13 protein-coding genes are annotated in these 15841 nt (G+C 75.1%); 8 read left to right on the plus strand and 5 right to left on the minus strand.

Annotation, left to right across the window (positions count from 1 at the left end; all coding sequences use genetic code 11):
• Positions 1-137: 137 nt before the first annotated feature.
• The gene (locus tag ACSNOD_RS17665) at positions 138-932 is read left to right on the plus strand and encodes an ABC transporter ATP-binding protein (protein ID WP_436767925.1); all 795 of its coding nucleotides are present in this window, start codon (positions 138-140) and stop codon (positions 930-932) included.
• 150 nt (positions 933-1082) lie between these two features.
• Here ACSNOD_RS17665 and ACSNOD_RS17670 read toward each other — a convergent pair whose 3' ends face one another.
• Positions 1083-1637 carry a DUF2690 domain-containing protein gene (locus ACSNOD_RS17670; protein ID WP_436767914.1) on the minus strand — a complete coding sequence of 185 codons (555 nt, stop codon included), beginning with the start codon at positions 1635-1637 and terminating at the stop codon, positions 1083-1085.
• Between the two features lie 394 nt (positions 1638-2031).
• On the opposite strand from ACSNOD_RS17670, the gene ACSNOD_RS17675 reads away from it, so the two are divergent.
• The gene (locus tag ACSNOD_RS17675) at positions 2032-2451 is read left to right on the plus strand and encodes a hypothetical protein (protein ID WP_436767915.1); all 420 of its coding nucleotides are present in this window, start codon (positions 2032-2034) and stop codon (positions 2449-2451) included.
• A gap of 49 nt (positions 2452-2500) precedes the next feature.
• Here ACSNOD_RS17675 and ACSNOD_RS17680 read toward each other — a convergent pair whose 3' ends face one another.
• Positions 2501-3355 (minus strand): YqeB family protein, encoded by an 855-nt coding sequence (locus ACSNOD_RS17680; protein ID WP_436767916.1) that lies wholly within the window; start codon positions 3353-3355, stop codon positions 2501-2503.
• Between the two features lie 595 nt (positions 3356-3950).
• Between ACSNOD_RS17680 and ACSNOD_RS17685 the strand changes: the two genes are divergently transcribed.
• Both ACSNOD_RS17685 and ACSNOD_RS17690 read left to right on the plus strand, forming a co-directional pair.
• Positions 3951-4262, plus strand: a complete 312-nt coding sequence (locus ACSNOD_RS17685; protein ID WP_436767917.1) for a nuclear transport factor 2 family protein — start codon at positions 3951-3953, stop codon at positions 4260-4262.
• A gap of 394 nt (positions 4263-4656) precedes the next feature.
• The gene (locus ACSNOD_RS17690; protein ID WP_436767918.1) at positions 4657-6483 is read left to right on the plus strand and encodes a protein-arginine deiminase family protein; all 1827 of its coding nucleotides are present in this window, start codon (positions 4657-4659) and stop codon (positions 6481-6483) included.
• Between the two features lie 143 nt (positions 6484-6626).
• On the opposite strand, the gene ACSNOD_RS17695 is transcribed toward ACSNOD_RS17690, so the two are convergent.
• A complete protein-coding gene (locus ACSNOD_RS17695; RefSeq protein WP_436767919.1) occupies positions 6627-7826 on the minus strand; it encodes a PP2C family protein-serine/threonine phosphatase in 1200 nt (399 codons plus the stop codon).
• A 172-nt stretch (positions 7827-7998) separates the two neighbouring features.
• Here ACSNOD_RS17695 and ACSNOD_RS17700 point away from each other — a divergent pair, with 172 nt between their 5' ends.
• Positions 7999-8952: a GNAT family N-acetyltransferase gene (locus ACSNOD_RS17700; RefSeq protein ID WP_436767920.1), complete on the plus strand. Its 954-nt coding sequence runs from the start codon at positions 7999-8001 to the stop codon at positions 8950-8952.
• Between the two features lie 701 nt (positions 8953-9653).
• Here the strand turns inward: ACSNOD_RS17700 and ACSNOD_RS17705 are convergent.
• Positions 9654-10346, minus strand: coding sequence for a PepSY domain-containing protein (locus ACSNOD_RS17705; RefSeq protein WP_436767921.1), 693 nt, complete (start codon positions 10344-10346; stop codon positions 9654-9656).
• Positions 10347-10596: 250 nt separating this feature from the next.
• Here ACSNOD_RS17705 and ACSNOD_RS17710 point away from each other — a divergent pair, with 250 nt between their 5' ends.
• The 3 genes from ACSNOD_RS17710 (at position 10597) to ACSNOD_RS17720 (ending at position 14715) form a co-directional block, all read left to right on the plus strand.
• Complete coding sequence (locus ACSNOD_RS17710) at positions 10597-11202, plus strand: flavodoxin family protein (RefSeq protein WP_436767922.1); 606 nt, start codon at positions 10597-10599, stop codon at positions 11200-11202.
• Positions 11203-11410: 208 nt separating this feature from the next.
• On the plus strand, positions 11411-12721 hold the full coding sequence (locus ACSNOD_RS17715; protein WP_436767923.1) for a lycopene cyclase family protein: 1311 nt from the start codon (positions 11411-11413) through the stop codon (positions 12719-12721).
• A 287-nt stretch (positions 12722-13008) separates the two neighbouring features.
• Positions 13009-14715: an FAD-dependent oxidoreductase gene (locus tag ACSNOD_RS17720; protein ID WP_436767924.1), complete on the plus strand. Its 1707-nt coding sequence runs from the start codon at positions 13009-13011 to the stop codon at positions 14713-14715.
• A gap of 46 nt (positions 14716-14761) precedes the next feature.
• On the opposite strand, the gene ACSNOD_RS17725 is transcribed toward ACSNOD_RS17720, so the two are convergent.
• Positions 14762-15799: a DUF5914 domain-containing protein gene (locus ACSNOD_RS17725; protein WP_436767926.1), complete on the minus strand. Its 1038-nt coding sequence runs from the start codon at positions 15797-15799 to the stop codon at positions 14762-14764.
• Positions 15800-15841: the final 42 nt, after the last annotated feature.

The raw sequence follows: 15841 nt of genomic DNA on the forward strand, positions 1-15841 counted from the left end.
GCTGGTGCGGAACGGAGTGCGGAACGGTGGGCGGCGAGCGAGTGGAGCGTACGGAGACGCGTACGGGTGCGGGCTCGCGTACGGCTGTGGAGTCGCGTACGGGTGCGGGCTCGCGTACGGGTGCCGCGGGCGGGGCCGTGCCGGGGGGCGTGGCGCACCGGTTGGCCGCCGAGGGGGTGACGCTCGCGTACGACCAGCGCGTGGTCGCCGAGGGGCTGTCGGTCGCGATCCCCGACCACTCCTTCACGGTCATCGTGGGCCCCAACGCCTGCGGCAAGTCGACGCTGCTGCGGGCGCTGGCCCGGATGCTCAAGCCGACCGCGGGCTCGGTGCTGCTGGACGGCCAGGCGATCGGCAAGCTGCCCGCCAAGCAGGTCGCCAGGAAGCTCGGGCTGCTCCCCCAGTCCTCCACGGCGCCGGACGGCATCACGGTGGCGGACCTGGTGGCCCGTGGCCGCTACCCGCACCAGGGCCTGTTGCGGCAGTGGTCGGCGGAGGACGAGCGAGTGGTGACGGAGGCGATGGCGGCGACGGGGGTCTCGGCGCTGGCCGAGCGCCATGTCGACGAGCTCTCGGGCGGACAGCGGCAGCGGGTGTGGATCGCGATGGCCCTCGCCCAGCAGACGCCGCTGCTGCTCCTCGACGAGCCGACGACGTACCTGGACATCGCCCACCAGATCGACGTGCTGAACCTCTGCGCCGACCTCCACGAGAAGGACGACCGCACGCTGGTCGCGGTCCTCCACGACCTCAACCACGCGGCGCGCTACGCCACGCATCTGATCGCGATGCGCGACGGGAGGGTGGTCGCCGAGGGCGTCCCCTCCGCCATTGTCACGGCGGACCTGGTCAGGGAGGTCTTCGGCCTGGAGTGCCGAGTGATCGACGACCCGGAAACGGGCACGCCCTTGGTGATCCCGGCGGCCCGCTGACCTTGGTGATCCGGCGGCCCGCTGACGAGGCCCCGCCCGCGCACCGCGGGCGGGGCCTCCGATCTCAAGGGCCGTTTGCAGCCGCGGGTGGGGCGCAGCCGCGGCGGCTGTCGGGACAGGGACGCCGAGGAACGAGCTCAGGGCGGCGGGTCATCTCCAGTCGCTGGCGTGCGTGGCGCGTATGCAGTACTTCGCCCATGTCCGGGCGGGCGAAGGAGTCGTGGCCGGTTCGGCACAGGCCACGACCCGAAAGGCGCGTCGCACCGTCGCCATGGGGGTGAACTGCTCACGCCCGTACTCGACGACCGCGCTGCGCGCCGAACCGCCGTGCACCCGAACGGTCACCAGGTCTCCGGCTCCGCCCCGGGTGATCCGCCCCCACACAGCCCCGCAGTGCTTGCTGTAACGCAGTTGCAGCACGGCCGGGTTGTCGTCCCCGGGCAGCCAGGTCAGCGCGTCGGCGGCGCAGCCTTCCTTCAGCGGGTTCCGGCCGTCGCAACCGGCTCCCGGGCACGGCGCGGGAGGTCGCGGCCCCACCCAGTCCTGGAGGGCACCGGTGGCCAGGATCGGCGTCACCCCGCCGACCAGGGCCGCGGCCACCGCCACGACCAACGTGTGTTTGCTGTGCTCTTGCAGCCACTGCCCGACCCGGTGGCGCAGCGACGGGTCCGGCGTTCCTCTGTCAGGGTTGTGAGGAGCGTTCATCGACTCTCCCAACGGAGACCGGGGCTGTCCGTGTGCGACCGGTATCTGTCCGCGCGAACTTCCCCCTAGCGGCCTGCCGGAAGCCGGGACGCGATCCGTGACGGCATACAGGCGGCCCGAGATCCCACGGAGAAGTGGAGGAAGCATAGGGCGGGCGCGCGGGATTCTCCATCCATGTACCGCATGTTCGCGGCGCGGCCGCCATACATCCGTAGCACCCTTCAGCCCTCGCAACGTCTGTGCTCCATGGACTGTTCGGAGCGTCGCTGATAGACACTGACCGCCTCCCCCCGGCGGAGCCGATCCGCCGGGGGGAGGTCGTTCGTCCGCGCCATCCCCGCACCACTCAGCGGGGCCCGCTGGCCCCATGCCCCTTGGACTCGGGAGTTGATTCGTGCGCAGCGCGAGAAGGACCGGTCTGTTCGTGGTCGGCATCGCGGCGGCCGCGGCGCTGGTCGTCGGCTGTTCCGTCGAGAAGGAGGTCCAGAAGGAGTTCGACCGGCTGGACAACAAGGAATACGAGGTGGAGTACGAAGTCACCGGCAGCGGAGTGATCGACCTGACCTATGGCGTCGGCAACCAGGGGGAGTTGTCCTCCGAGACCGTGAAGAACCCCACCCTGCCCTGGCGGAAGAAGCTCACCATGAAGGGGATCGTCACCGTCCCCGACGTGAGCGTGCTGCTCGGCGAGAACGGCGGCCAGGCCGACTGCGTGATCCGCGTCAACGGCAAGGAGACCAAGCGCGCCACCGCCAAGGGCGAGTTCGGCGTCGCGTCCTGCGTCGCCACCTCGCCGATCGCGGAGTCCCCGTAGCGACGGAGCCCGCGCGGGGGCTGAACGGGCCACCCCGGCGCGCGGGGCGTCACTCCCGGACGAGCGGTCGCCAGTACTGTTCGCCGCCCTCGTCCCGTACGACGTACCCGAGCCTCTCCAGCGAGTCGTTCAGCGCCCGCACGTCCTTGTCGGTCCTGCGCTTGAGCGCGACGCGGCGCGCGGCCAGTACGGCGTCGGCCTCCGCCGGCACGTCCGGTGCGCCGGGTACCCAGCGGCGGTACCGGCCCGCGTACGGGTCGGCCTCGCGCCACGGATAGCCGTGCGCGCGGAACGCCGCCGCCACCGCCCCGGCGGACCCCTGGTGCGCGCCGCGCAGCAGGTGGCGCGAGTCGCGGCCGAGCACCACGAGCTCCGCCCCGTCGAGGAACACGGCCGCGACATCCGCGCGTTCCACCGCCTCCGTGCCCTCGCGCCGCTCCGCCACGAGCCGGGCGTCGGTCACCGTCAGCTTCATCGCGCCCGTCGCCGCGGCGAGGGCGCAGCCGAGGCCGAGCAGCAACCCGCCCGCGGCGAAGGCGACGATCTGCCAGGGCTCCTCGGCGCCGGCGCTGAATTCGAACAGGCCGCGCATCGGCAGGATCGGCAGCTCGACGAGCCACCGGGCACCGGGCGGCAGCAGGAGGCCGAGCACCGCGCCGAGGGCCGGCATGCCGGCGAACATCATCAGCAGGTCGGTGCGCGTATGGCCCAGAACGGTCCGCCTCGTCGCTCCCGCCGCGCGCTCCGCGGCCCGCTGCCCGGGCCGGTCCTCGGGCCGGCGCCTGGGCTGTTCGCCGGGCCGCCGTACGAGCCGCTGCTCGGGTTGGCGCCCGGACCGCTCCCCCGGCTCCCCGGCCCCGTCCCGCAGCCGCGTCTCCGTACGCTCCACTCGCTCGCCGCCCACCGTTCCGCACTCCGTTCCGCACCAGCGGGCCCCCCTCGGCCGTCCCGAGCCGCCCGCCGCACGGGAGAACCCTAGGTCGCCCGTGGCCCGGCCCGCAGCCGACCGAAGTCGATCAGCGCTGCGACTTCCGTCTACTGCTGGTCCCTGCCCCGCGAGGACGGGGAGAGGTGGGCCTTTGACCTGGGCCTATAGCGACGAGACCGCCACGCCCCGCGGGGATCGGGCCGCTTCCAGGCAAGCGAAAGCCCCGCCACGGGCGTGACGGGGCTGGGTGATCGGGGAGGGAGCCCAGGGTTCCCGTTTGCTCAGGCGCAGGCCCCGCTCGTCATGAGGTATGCCCAGTCCTCGCTGTCGTCCTGTGGGGGCATTTCACCGGGAGGGAGGGCCGGCGGCCGCTGTGGCTCCTCGGCCGAATTCCACGAGTTGACGGGGCGTTCGACACGTGCGCGCCCGTACGTGGCGTCGAAGGCGCGCGCGGAAGGCGCGGAGCCCCGGACCGACCATTCGGCGTACCTATGGCTTGAAACGGTTTTCTTGAATCATCGCCCGGGTAGGGACAGCGACTCGCATCGGGCCACAGTCACTGGAGGTACTCGTGGCTAATCAGCTGGACCCAGTCGTCGCAAAATTCGTCGATGCCATCAACGCGGGGGACCAAGGAGAATTCTTCGATTCGCTGACCGGAGACGCGTCCATGTCCGACGACGGTACCGACCGGAATTTGCGTGAGTGGGTGGAGTCCGAGATCTTCGGCGCCAATGCTCACATGCGCGTCGATTCGGTGTCGGAAGGCGGACGTGCACTGATCGCGGACTTCAGCAACGACAAGTGGGGCGCGATGCGGACTGCCTGGCGCTTCGAGATCGCCGACGACAAGGTACGCCGCTTCGAAACAGGTCAGGCGTAGGTCAACGGCTGGGCTCGCCCGGCGGGAGCGTCACCGTCACCGCTGGGCCGGCTTGGCCGTGGGCAGATGGGGCGCGAGGCATGAGTCGATCAGCCCTGCGACTTTCGTCGAACACCTCCCCGCTCACGACGAGGCGCCGCGCGCGGGTGCACACAAGGATGTAGCCGCCGGCTCCGCCCGCCGGACGATGTCCGGGCCCCTCGGAGCGGCGAGCCTGGGAGAGAGGTCGAAACCGACGACGACACCAGGGGGCACCATGTCCGGCGCGCGACACCTCCGCCCGGGAAACCGCCCGGGAATCAGCCCGGCAAGACGCGCGGAAAAGCCCACGCAAAGCCCCACGACAAGGCCCACGGAAAGGCCATGGCCGCGGCCGGGGGCCATCGCCGCCACCGTGCTGGCCGTCCTGGCGACCACCGTCCCCGGAGCCACCGCCCAGGCCGCCTCCCCCGTACCCGACCTGCGGGCGGACGTGAACCAGGACGGCCGGGTGGACACCGCCGGTTCCACGGACGAGGCGGGCGAGGACACGTGGACGCCCGGCCGGGGCGCGGTGTTCCTGCCGAACCTGGACGACGACGAGCGGCGCTGCCGGCTGCTGCCGGGGGACCTCGACCGGATCGACCCGGCCGTGGACGAGCGCCTCGCCGCCTGCCACGACGCGGCCGACGACCGGGTGAACGGCGCGGCGGACGAGGCGGACCTGGCACCGCTGCGGGTGCGGCCGATGCCCGTCTCCGACGCCGCCACGGGGCGCGTCACCGTACCGGACGAGCACCGGAGCCGGGTGCGCGTCTTCGTCCGGGGCGCGGACGGCCGCCTCACCGCCCTGCACGGCCCCCTGACCGCGCACCAGCTGCGGGCCGGAGTCGAATTGGCCCTGGAGGGGCGGGACATCGTGCGGGACCGCGGCCGGTGGAACGGCGAGGTCACCGTCTCGCTGAGCGTCACGGACCGGGGCCGGAGCGGGGTCGACCGGGTGCGGATGAAGGTCGCGCCCGTGCTCGTCCAGCACGACCTGCAGCGGGCCGAGTCGGTGTTCGCCGCGAAGCCCGGCAAGGGCAGCGGCATCGTGCCCGGCTTCGTCGGCACGGGGTACGAGCCGACGCAGTGGCGGCCGTTCGCCGACTCCCTGCTGCGGGCCGCGGCGGAGTCCGGCCTGGGCCGGGAGAACGTGACCTTCACCGCGGGCACCCCTGGCTGGTGGCGGGACATCTGGCGCCAGGACATGGTGGAGCCGGGGGTGGTGAGCATGCCCGCGCCCGGAGGCCGGACGCACGGCATGCGGGTCCTGCTGCGCGCCCCGGTGCTGTGGCCGGCGACCGAGGACGGCCGGCCGAGCACGCTCAGCCGCTCCGCGCGGCTGCTGTACCGGGACTTCCGCGGGCCCGGCGTCGGCGTCGTGCAGCAGTTCACGACCGATCGGCCGGCGGGGGTGGAGGACCTCCAGAACTTCACCGGGAACTTCGAGTCCGTGCCGCCGTATCCGGGCCATCCGCAGGGCCGCATCGTCTACGGCACCGCGCCGCACCGCTCCCCCGACCCGTCGTTCGTGCGGATGCTGGAGGCGCAGGGGCAGCAGAAGCCGATCGCCATCGACACGTCGTGGCTGATCGTGGGGCACACGGACGAGACGGTTCACGTGGTGCGCGCGGACAACGCGCGCGGCTGGACGCTGATGGTGTCCGACCCCCGGCTCGCGGAGCGGCTGCTGCGGGAGGCCGCGGCGCGCGGCGAGGGCGGCCGACGGCTGTTCGCGGACACGGACGCCCCTGACAAGCCGACGGTGAACGCCCTCCTCGCCGACGAGAAGTTCCTGCGGGACAACGAGGACTCCGCGCGCCGCGTCGACGGACAGGTGGCGACCCTGCTGCGGGAGACCGGGCTGAGCGAGCACGAGCTGGTACGGGTGCCGGTGCTCTATGTGAAGGGCCGGATCGATCCGTCGGCGCCGGAGGAGCGGGCCATCGCCTTCTCGCCCGGCATCGCCAACGGCCTCTCGTTGAGCGACCGCCACTACGCGGCGCCGGACCCGCACGGGCCGCGGGTCGGGGGCGTGGACCTGTTCCGGGCCGCGACCGAGCGCGCCCTGGCCCGCCAGGGCGTACGGGTGCACTGGGTGGAGGACTTCCTCTGGGCGCACCTGGCGGGGGGCGAGGTGCACTGCGCGACGAACGCGCTGCGGGACACGTCCGGCAACGCGCCCTGGTGGAAGCCGTGACGGCACGGGGCCGACACAGGGCCGGCACGGGGACGGCACCGGGCCGGCACGGGGACGGCACCGGGCCGGCACTGGGGCCTGACGACGACACCGGGAAGCACGCCCGGGCCCGCCACGGGCCCCGACCCCGGCCCCGGCCCCGGTCAGGGCCGGGGCGGCGGCTTCCACTCGATCAGCAACATCGTCGCGTCGTCGCGCAACTGGTCCGCCTGCCGGTCGAGGATCTCGTGAATGAGGCGCCGCAGCGCCTCCGAGGCCGGCTCCCCGGCGGCCGTCGCCCGGATGATGGAGTCGGTGAACCGGTCGGTGCCGAGCTGGGCGCCGCCGTGGACGCGGGCCTCCGTGACGCCGTCGGTGTAGAGCAGCACCCGGTCGCCGGGCTCCAACTGCGCCTCGTGCACCTCTCTGGGCGCGGTCATGAACTGGGCCGGCATCCCCATCGGCGGCTCCGCCGGGCGGTCCAGCGCCTGCGCCACCACGTGCTCGTCGCGGATCAGCAGCGGGGGCGGGTGCCCGCAGTTGCACCAGCGGAGCGCCCCGCCGGCGAGGTCGAGCTCCAGGAGCACACCGGTGCAGAACTGGTCGGGGAGCCACTGGGAGAGCGCCTCGTCGACGGTCTCGACGAGCCGCGGCAGCTGGACGCCGTTGCGCCGGCCGTTGCGGCACCCGGCGAGGGCGACGGAGGTGGTCAGGCCGGAGGCGAGGTCGTGGCCCATCGCGTCGAGGATCGCCGCGTGCAGCTCGGTCTGGGTCAGGGAGTGGTCGAAGGCGTCGCCACCGATCTCGTACGCCGGCTCCAGCACCGCCGTGGAGACGACCTGCGCGTTGCCGATGGTGCGCGGGGGCAGGAACGCGCGCAGCATCTCGGCGGGCAGCCGCATGGACTCGGTGCGGGTCAGCCGGGCGAAGCTGTCGCTGTGCGCCCGCTTCGACGTGATCACCATCGCGGTGAGCGAGGCGAGCATCCGACAGCGGCGCAGCCGGGTGGCGCTCAGCGTCTCGGTCCACACGCCGAGGACGCCGAGGCGCTCGGCGCCGTCGACGAGGGGGAACCAGACGGCCAGCCCGGCGGCCCCGTTCTCCTCCACCCGGACGGAGAGCGTGCGGTAGGCCCAGCCGGCCAGCGAGGAGTCGACGGCGAGGGACCGCTCGCCCTCGCCGAGCGGCACGAGGTCGCGCTGCTGGAGGTCGACGAGGTAGATCACCGCCCGGTCGAGGCCGAGCGCGGCGGCGCTCCGGGCGACGACCTCGGGGAGGTCGCCGGGGCCGGCGGCGTGGGCCTCGCCGAGCAGCTCCTCCAGCAGCCGCTCGTCCATGCCCGCCACCGCCGCCCTGGTGTCCATCCCGGCTCGCCTCCTCGGCAGCCAGTCTCACACCGCCCCCGCGCCGCCGCGCGACGAACGCGGCCCGTTGACGTACTGCGCGCGTGCGCCCGGCAGCCGGCGGCTGTCGCGATCGGCGCGGCCGCGGAAAACGGTTCGACGGCCGTGCCGAGCCCTGACACAGTGGCGCACCATGGCGACCTTCGAGCGGGTGACCGCCGCGGACCTGCGGCTCATGCAGGGGCTGGCGCAGCGTGTCACCGCCACCCGCCCGGAGCTGGTGAACAGCGACGCGTCGTTCGGCGAGCTGGCCTGGACCTGGGGCAGGGGGCACGCCGTCGACAGCGCGAGCTGGGCACGGCGGCTGTGGTTCTCCGGCGGGAACCTCGTGGCCTGGGGCTGGGCGTTCCTTCCGCACCGGGTGCGGCGGAGCGACGGGTCGGTGAAGGACGTCACCGGCGCGTATCTGGCGTATCAGGTCCACCCCGACCACGCCGGGCTGGTGGACGAGGTGATCGACTGGTACGACGGCGCTGCGGCGGGCGTCGACCGTACGGTGCGGCCGGGCACCGCCGATGAGTTCGCCCTGGAGCGCTGGGCGGCGCACGGCTACGCGACCGATCCGGCCGCGCTCGGCGACACCGGGTCCTGGATGCGGCTCAACGAGCGGGACCTCACCGACGTGGCACGGCCGGTACTGCCGGACGGGTTCCGGTTCCGCACCGCCGACGAGGCCGGGCCGCGGGCCGCGGTCCGGGCCCATGTGGACGCCTGGGCCCCCTCGACGTACTCGGCCGAGAGCTACGAGGGCGTCCGGCGGACGGCGTCGTACCGCGGCGACCTGCACATCCTGGTGGAGGCGCCGGACGGGACGATAGCGGCCTCGACGATCCTGTGGCTCGATGAAGCGAACAGGACTGTTGAGTTCGAGCCGGTCGGGACGCATCCGGCATACCGGCGCCGCGGCCTGGCGAGGGCGATGCTCCTGCACGGGATGCGCCGGGCGCGGGCGGCCGGGGCCACTCACGCGACGGTGGCGTGCCTGGGGGCGCCTGGGCACCCCCAGGCGCGCGGGTTGTACGACAGCGTGGGGTTCCGGGAGCTCTCACGTGACGCGCCGCTCATCAGGACGACGCCCCAGGACTGACCCGCCCGCCCCGCACCGACGGGCGCGGGCCCACGACCGGTCGTCCCGGGCGGACGCGGCCTCGCGGCCGCCCCCGCCGAACGCTCACGCGGCCGTACAGCCGACACAACCGGCAGGCACATGGCCGTACGGCCGGCGCCGCATCCGCAAGCGCGGGCCCACGGCCGGCCCCACCAGGCAGCCGCGAGCCGACAACCGACCCCGCCGGGCAACGACGCGGCCGCACCCCCGTACGGCCGGACCAACCGGCAGGCGCGTGACCACGACGCCGACCCGCACCGGTAGGCGCAGTCTCGTACCCGGCCCGCCGGGCGGACGCCAGGCCGTACGGCCGGACCGACCCGCGGGCGCGTGGCCGAAGAGCCGACCCGCATCGGCAAGCGCGGGCCCACGGCCGATCCCTCCGACAGCCGCGGGCCGGCAGCCGGCCCGGCCGGGCAGCAACGCGGCCGCAGCCGTACGGCCAGCCCGACCAGCAGGCGCAAACTCACGGTCGATCCCATCAGCGGGCGCGGGATTACGACCGGCCGGGCCCGCAGACGCGCGGCCGCATCATCCGGCCCCGCCCCGCTCGGGCGGCGGCCCGTCACCCCGGCGCAGCCGGGGCGGGGCCGCGAGCCCGAACCCGGGAACGGTCGGCAGCGGCCGGTCGCCTCCGCCCCAGCGGCCCCCGCCCGCGAAACCGCCGGAGGCGAACCGCCTCAGTCGCGGTCGACGTGCTCGCGCAGAACGTTGCCGTCCGCCGCGCCGACGTCGAACGTCGTCTTGTTCCAGTCGTTCGTGGTGACCACGTCGACGGACCAGACGAGCGTGCCGTCATCCGTGTCGTCGAGCTTCACGGAGGACACCGTGCCCTCCTTGCGCCCGGTGGCGATGTCGGCGGCCCGCTGCGGCGACAGCGTGGCCTTGCCGAGCCGGTCGGTGATCTTCCGCTTGTCCTCGGCGTCCTGGCCGGCCTCCACCTGACTGTGGGACACCTGCCCGGAGACCGCGTCGATCCGCACCTCGTGCACCGTGCCGTCCTGCGCCGCCACCTTCGTACGCCACTGGGGCGCGCCGCCGTCGGCCCGCTTCAGCTCGGCCTCGACGAGCTTTCCGCCGGGGACCTTGCCCACGGCCGTGTCGGCCGCCTGCCCGTACTTCACCTTCGCCGCCGGGATCAGCGCCTTGCGGTCGGCCTGGTCCTGGGTCAGCCCCTGAGTGCCCGGCGAGCCGTCGGGAGAACCACCGGGCGAGGGGGAGCCGGCCGGCTCCGAGGCCACGGTCGGCGGGGTGGCCACCGGCGGCGGGGTGGTCGCGCCGCCGTTTCCGCCGTCGTCACCGCAGCCGGTCACCAGCGCCGCCGCGACGGCCGCGGCACACAGCACCGCGGCCGTACGCCCACGGCGGGCCACCGCGCGCCCGGTCGCGAACCCTCGTTCGCCCCCGGAACCCCCCGGGCTCCCGGAGCTTCTCGAACCCTCCGAACCCTCCGTCGCTTTTACAGGAACAGCTGTCTCATGCACACCAGTCATGCCCGCACGTGTTGCCCGTTCGGGCCCGGGACATGTCCGCGCGGCGCGACAACCACCCGTGTGGCGCGGCGGTCGGGCCCGCCCGTTCGGCCCAGTCTGTGCCCCGGAAGGCGAGGGTAAGCCACCGGGCATGAAGGCACTGGTGATCAATTGCACGCTCAAGGCGTCCCCGACGCCCTCCAACACCGAGGCGCTGGCGGACGTGGTCAGCACCGGGCTGCGGCAGCAGGGCGTACGGGTCGAGACGGTGCGGGCCGTGGATCTGGCCATCAAACCCGGCGTCGTCACGGACGCCGGTCCGGGCGACGCCTGGCCGGAGGTGCACGAGAAGCTGCTGGCCTCACAGATCCTGGTGATGGCGTCGCCCACCTGGCTCGGCCGGCCCTCCTCCGTGGCGCAGCGCGTGCTGGAGCGCATGGACGCGATGCTGTCGGAGACCGACCAGGAGGGGCGCCCGGTGGCGTACAACCGCGTGGCCGGTGTCGTGGTGACCGGCAACGAGGACGGGGCGCACCACGTCATCAGCGAGATCTCCGGCGCGCTGGCCGACATCGGCTACACGGTGCCCGGCCAGGCGTGGACGTACTGGCATCTGGGGCCGGGGCCGGGACCGGACTACCTCGACGAGGAGCGGGGCCACGACTGGTCGCACAAGACGGCGCGGGCGATGGCGGCGAACCTGGCGGGGGTCGCCCGGGCGCTGGCGGCCATGCCGCTGGGCCCTCCCCCGGAGTGACGGTCCCTCGGTGCCCGTGGCGCCAGTGCGGAATCGTTACGGCAGCACGGGCGACGGGGCGCGGCGGCACGCGGGCCCGGGACACGACGGGCCGCGGGCGACGGGGCACGGCGGGCCGCGGGCCCGGGACAGGGCGTGCCCCGGACGGCCCCTCCCCGTGCCCCTCGGACCGCGTGTGAGGAGTCGACCGGCGTGGAACACGGCCGACGTGAGCGACGCGGAAGGCGCGGTGGACGGCGCGAACGGCGCGGTGGCGAAGGACACGGACATCGCGATCGTCGGCGCCGGCGCCGCCGGTCTGTCCCTGGCGCACGCGCTGGCCACCACCACCGGCCCCCACGGAACCCCGCCCTCCGTGGTCCTGGTCGAGGCCGCGCCCGGCCCGGCCCGCTCCCCGGAGCGCACCTGGTGCTTCTGGGAGAGCGGCCCCGGCGCGTACGACGATCTGCTGACGGCCTCCTGGGGCCACCTCCGGGTGCGCGCCCCGAACGGGCTGGTGATCCCCGCCCACCTCGGCGATCTGCGCTACAAGATGCTCCGTTCTTCGGACTACGTCCGCGCGATGAGGGACCGGCTGGCGCGCCTCCCGCACGTGCGGTTGCTGACGGCCACGGTCCACGCCGTGCACGACGCCGACACCCACACCAGCGCCAATTGCGAAGCCGAGGGCCCGACCGGCCCCGGCGCGCGCCGCGCCGCCAAGGGCGCCTGGGTGCGCGGTACGGACGAGCGGGGCGCGCCGCTGTCCCTCCGCGCCCGCTGGGTCTTCGACTCCCGGCCGCCGCCGCGGCGGCCCCCGGCCCGCAGCGCGCTGCTCCAGCACTTCCGCGGCTGGTTCGTGCGCTGCGCGGGCGACGTGTTCGACCCGGAGGTCGTCGAGCTGATGGACTTCCGCACGCCCCGGCCCGCGCACGGCCTGTCGTTCGGCTATGTGCTGCCGCTGGGGCGGCGCGAGGCCCTGGTGGAGTACACGGAGTTCTCCGCGGCCCCGCTGAGCGAGGCGGCGTACGAGGGCGCGCTGCGGCACTACACCCGGGAGGTGCTGGGCCTGGGCTCGGTGACGGTGCTCGGCACGGAGCAGGGGGCCATCCCCATGACGGACGCCGTGTTCCCCCGGCGTGCGGGCCGCTCGGTGTTCCGCGTCGGGGCCGCGGGCGGCGCCGTCCGGCCGGCCACGGGGTACGCGTTCGCCGCGATCCAGCGGCAGAGCCGGGCCGTCGCCGCCGCGTACGGCCGGGGCCGCGAGCCCGTGCCGCCGCCCCCGCACGCCGCACGCCATCTCGCCATGGACGCGGTGCTGTTGCGGGCGCTGACGACCGGCCGGATCGACGGCGCCGAGTTCTTCTGCCGGCTGTTCGCCCGCAACCGGCCCGACCGGCTGCTGCGGTTCCTGGACGGCCGGTCCCGGTGGTGGGAGGGGGTCGCCATCGGGCTGACGACGCCCGTACGGCCCATGCTGCGCTCGGCGGTGGAGCTGCCGCTGCTGCGACGACGGGAGCGGGACGCGCCGGGCACGTAGGCCGCCCGGACCCCTGCGGCGCGCTCGACATGCGGCGCGCCCGAGCGCGCAGCCCTCGTACGGCGCGCTCCCCGCCGACAGCGAACGCGCGCCCCCACGCTTCCCCCGAACGGCCCCATCCACCCCGCATCGCACGCGACCGCCCGTCATGCCTGCGCCGGTCGGGCCACCGCGCGGGGCGACGATGGGCCGGTGACATCGGTGACACGGACCGACGGACCGACCGGCCGGCACCGCACCGCACCGCACCGCGCCCGAAGACGGAGGCACCGCATGAGGCGCACCGCATGAGCCATCTGCACTTCATCAACCGGGTCAACCGCGCCGTACGCCTGAGCCGCGCCGGCCTGCTGGCCCCGCCGGCCGCTCCCCGAACCGCACCGCCGGCCGCCTGGTCGTACGAGGCGCCCGACCCGCGCCCGCGCGACCGCCTGGCGCGGGCGATCCCGGCGCCGCCCGGCGCGCCCCGCGCGGGCCGGCCGGCGCCCCGGGTGGCCGTCGTCGGCGGCGGCATCGCCGGGCTGACGGCGGCCACCGCGCTCGCCGAACGCGGCGTTCGGGTCACGCTGTACGAGCGCGAGCCGTCGCCGGGCGGCCGGCTCGCGGGCCGGCCCCTCACCCTCGCGGACGGCTCCACGGCGACCATGACGCGCGGCTTCCACGCGTTCTTCCGGCAGTACTACAACCTGCGGGCGCTGCTGCGGCGCGTGGACGACGGGCTGGGCATGCTGTCCGCCCTGCCGGACTACCCCCTCGTCCACAGCGGGGGCGCGGTCGACGGCTTCGCCCGCGTGCCGCGCACCCCGCCCTGGAGCGCGCTCGGCTTCGTCGCCCGCAGCCCGACGTTCACCTGGTCCGATCTGCTGCGGATGAGCCCGAGGGCGGCCCTGCCGCTGCTGGACGTGCGCGTGCCGGAGGTCTACGAACGGCTCGACGGCGTCACGGCGGACGACTTCCTGCGCGCCGTCGCCTTCCCGCCGGCCGCCCGGAGCCTGGCGTTCCAGGTGTTCTCCCGGAGCTTCTTCGCCGACCCCTCACAGCTGTCGGCGGCCGAGCTCGCGCTGATGTTCCACATCTACTTCCTGGGGTCGAGCGAGGGGCTCCTCTTCGACGTGGTGAACGAGCCGTTCCCCACGGCCCTGTGGGACCCGCTGGCGGAGCGCCTGCGCGGCCTCGGCGCGACGCTGCGGACGGCGACCCCGGTCCGCGCGCTGGCCCGCCACTCCCCCACGGGGGCGTACGAGGTGCTGACGGCGGCCGGCTCCTCCGAGCGCGGGCGGGGGCGGGGTCGGGCACGGGCGGGAGAGCCCGACGGCCGGGAGCGGTACGACGCGGTGGTGCTGGCCCTGGACGTGGCCGGCCTGCGCCGGGTGGTCGCCGCCTCACCGGGCCTCGGGGACGCGACCTGGCGCCGCCGCGTCGCCGGCCTGCGCACCGCGCCGCCGTTCCTGGTGTCCCGGCTGTGGCTGGACCGGCCCGTGCGCCCGGAGCGGCCGGGCTTCGTGGGCACGAGCGGGTACGGCCCGCTGGACAACGTCAGCCTGCCGTCCCGATGGGAGGGAGAGGCCGCCCACTGGGCGGCCCGCACCGGCGGCTCGGTCGTCGAACTGCACGCGTACGCCGTCCCGGAGGCGGCGGACCGCGCCGCCGTGGAGCACCGGCTGGTGGCGGAGCTGCACCGGCTCTGGCCCGAGACGCGGGACGCCGAGCTGGTGGACGCGGCGCACGCGTGGCACGCGGACTGCCCGCTGTTCGCGGCGGGCGGCTTCGGGGACCGGCCGGGCGTGCGCACACCGGAGCCCGGCCTGGTCCTCGCGGGCGACCTGGTGCGGACGGATCTGCCGGTGGCCCTGATGGAGCGCGCGGCCACGACCGGCTTTCTGGCCGCCAACGCGCTGTTGGAACGGTGGGGCGTGCGCGGCCACGCCCTCTGGACGGTCCCGCGGGCCGGCCGCGTACGGGTCCTGCGCGCCCTGGCGGCCCGCTGCGGCTGATCCTGGTCCGGGACGGGCTCAGCCGGGGCAGCGGCCCGTGGCGCGCTCAGCCAGGAAAGCGGCCCGTGGCGCGGAGGAGGCGGCGGCGTTCGGCGTAGGCGAGGTCGTCGCGCCAGAGGCGGGCGGCCGCCGACCGCAGGAGGGGGCGGAACAGCGGGGCCGCGGCGCGGGCCAGGGCGAAGCCGGGCCGGTCCGACGTGGCGAGCACGGCCTCGATCACGGCGGTGCGGGGGCGCCCCCGCTCGTCCGTGCCGAGCGGGGTGGCGTGGGTCTCGACCACCGAGCCCGCGCCCTCGCCGTCCAGGATGCGCATCACCACCGTGCGCGGGCCCGGCGCCGTGAACGCCGCCCGCACGGGCACCGCGCCGCGCGAGGTCACCCTGAAGGACACCTCGACGACGAAGCGGTCCTCGGCCGGGTCGCGGAAGCCGTCGAGGCCGGGGGCGGGCGCGGGCGCGGGGGCCTCGACGACGGTGAGGCGCGTGAACGAGTACGGGTGGAACCAGGCGCCGTGCCAGGGGTCGAGGCGGTTGGCGACGACGTCCTCCGGTTCGCAGCGGCCCTCCGCCTCGGTGACCGCCGCGATCCGGGCCGCCGCCGGGGGCCGGTCCACGCGCACCGGCCGGTCCAGCGGCTCCTCGCCACCGACGGCGTCCAGCCGCACCCAGGCGAGCACCCCGTCGTCGTACGCGGGGTACGGCCGCCACCCGGCGAAGGGCCGCCCGTCCAGGCGCAGCCCGTGCCAGTGGCAGATCAGCCGCCCCTGGCGCACGGGGCTCTCGCAGAGCGGTGCGCCGAGGTGGGGGCAGGCCCCGGGGCCGGCGAGCAGCTCCCCGGCGGGCCCGCGCCAGGCGACCACCTCGGTGCCGGCGACGTTCCTGCCGTAGGGGCGGCGGCCGGCGCGGATGTCCGTACTGGCGCCGAGCACGTACCAGTTGCCGGAGGGGCGCGCGGTGGCCCGCCGGAGCGCGGCGGCGATCAGGGCGGGGGACGCCTCCCGCCAGGTGGGCGGCTGCGCCGCCCAGTCGACCGGGCGGGCGGCCCGCACGGGGAGCCGTCGCCGGGCCGGGGAGGCGGGGCTCACGGGTGCGGGGGCGTCGGAGGGCTGCCGGGCGGTGTCCGGGTC

The sequence above is a fragment of the Streptomyces sp. URMC 123 genome, assembly GCF_051386515.1.
Classification (GTDB): Bacteria; Actinomycetota; Actinomycetes; order Streptomycetales; family Streptomycetaceae; genus Streptomyces.

Coding starts and splice junctions, on each gene's coding strand:
- ACSNOD_RS17700 (WP_436767920.1), top strand. CDS start 7,999: ATGGCGACCTTCGAGCGGGTGACCGCCGCGGACCTGCGGCTCATGCAG.
- ACSNOD_RS17695 (WP_436767919.1), bottom strand. CDS start 7,826: ATGGACACCAGGGCGGCGGTGGCGGGCATGGACGAGCGGCTGCTGGAG.
- ACSNOD_RS17710 (WP_436767922.1), top strand. CDS start 10,597: ATGAAGGCACTGGTGATCAATTGCACGCTCAAGGCGTCCCCGACGCCC.
- ACSNOD_RS17670 (WP_436767914.1), bottom strand. CDS start 1,637: ATGAACGCTCCTCACAACCCTGACAGAGGAACGCCGGACCCGTCGCTG.
- ACSNOD_RS17720 (WP_436767924.1), top strand. CDS start 13,009: ATGAGCCATCTGCACTTCATCAACCGGGTCAACCGCGCCGTACGCCTG.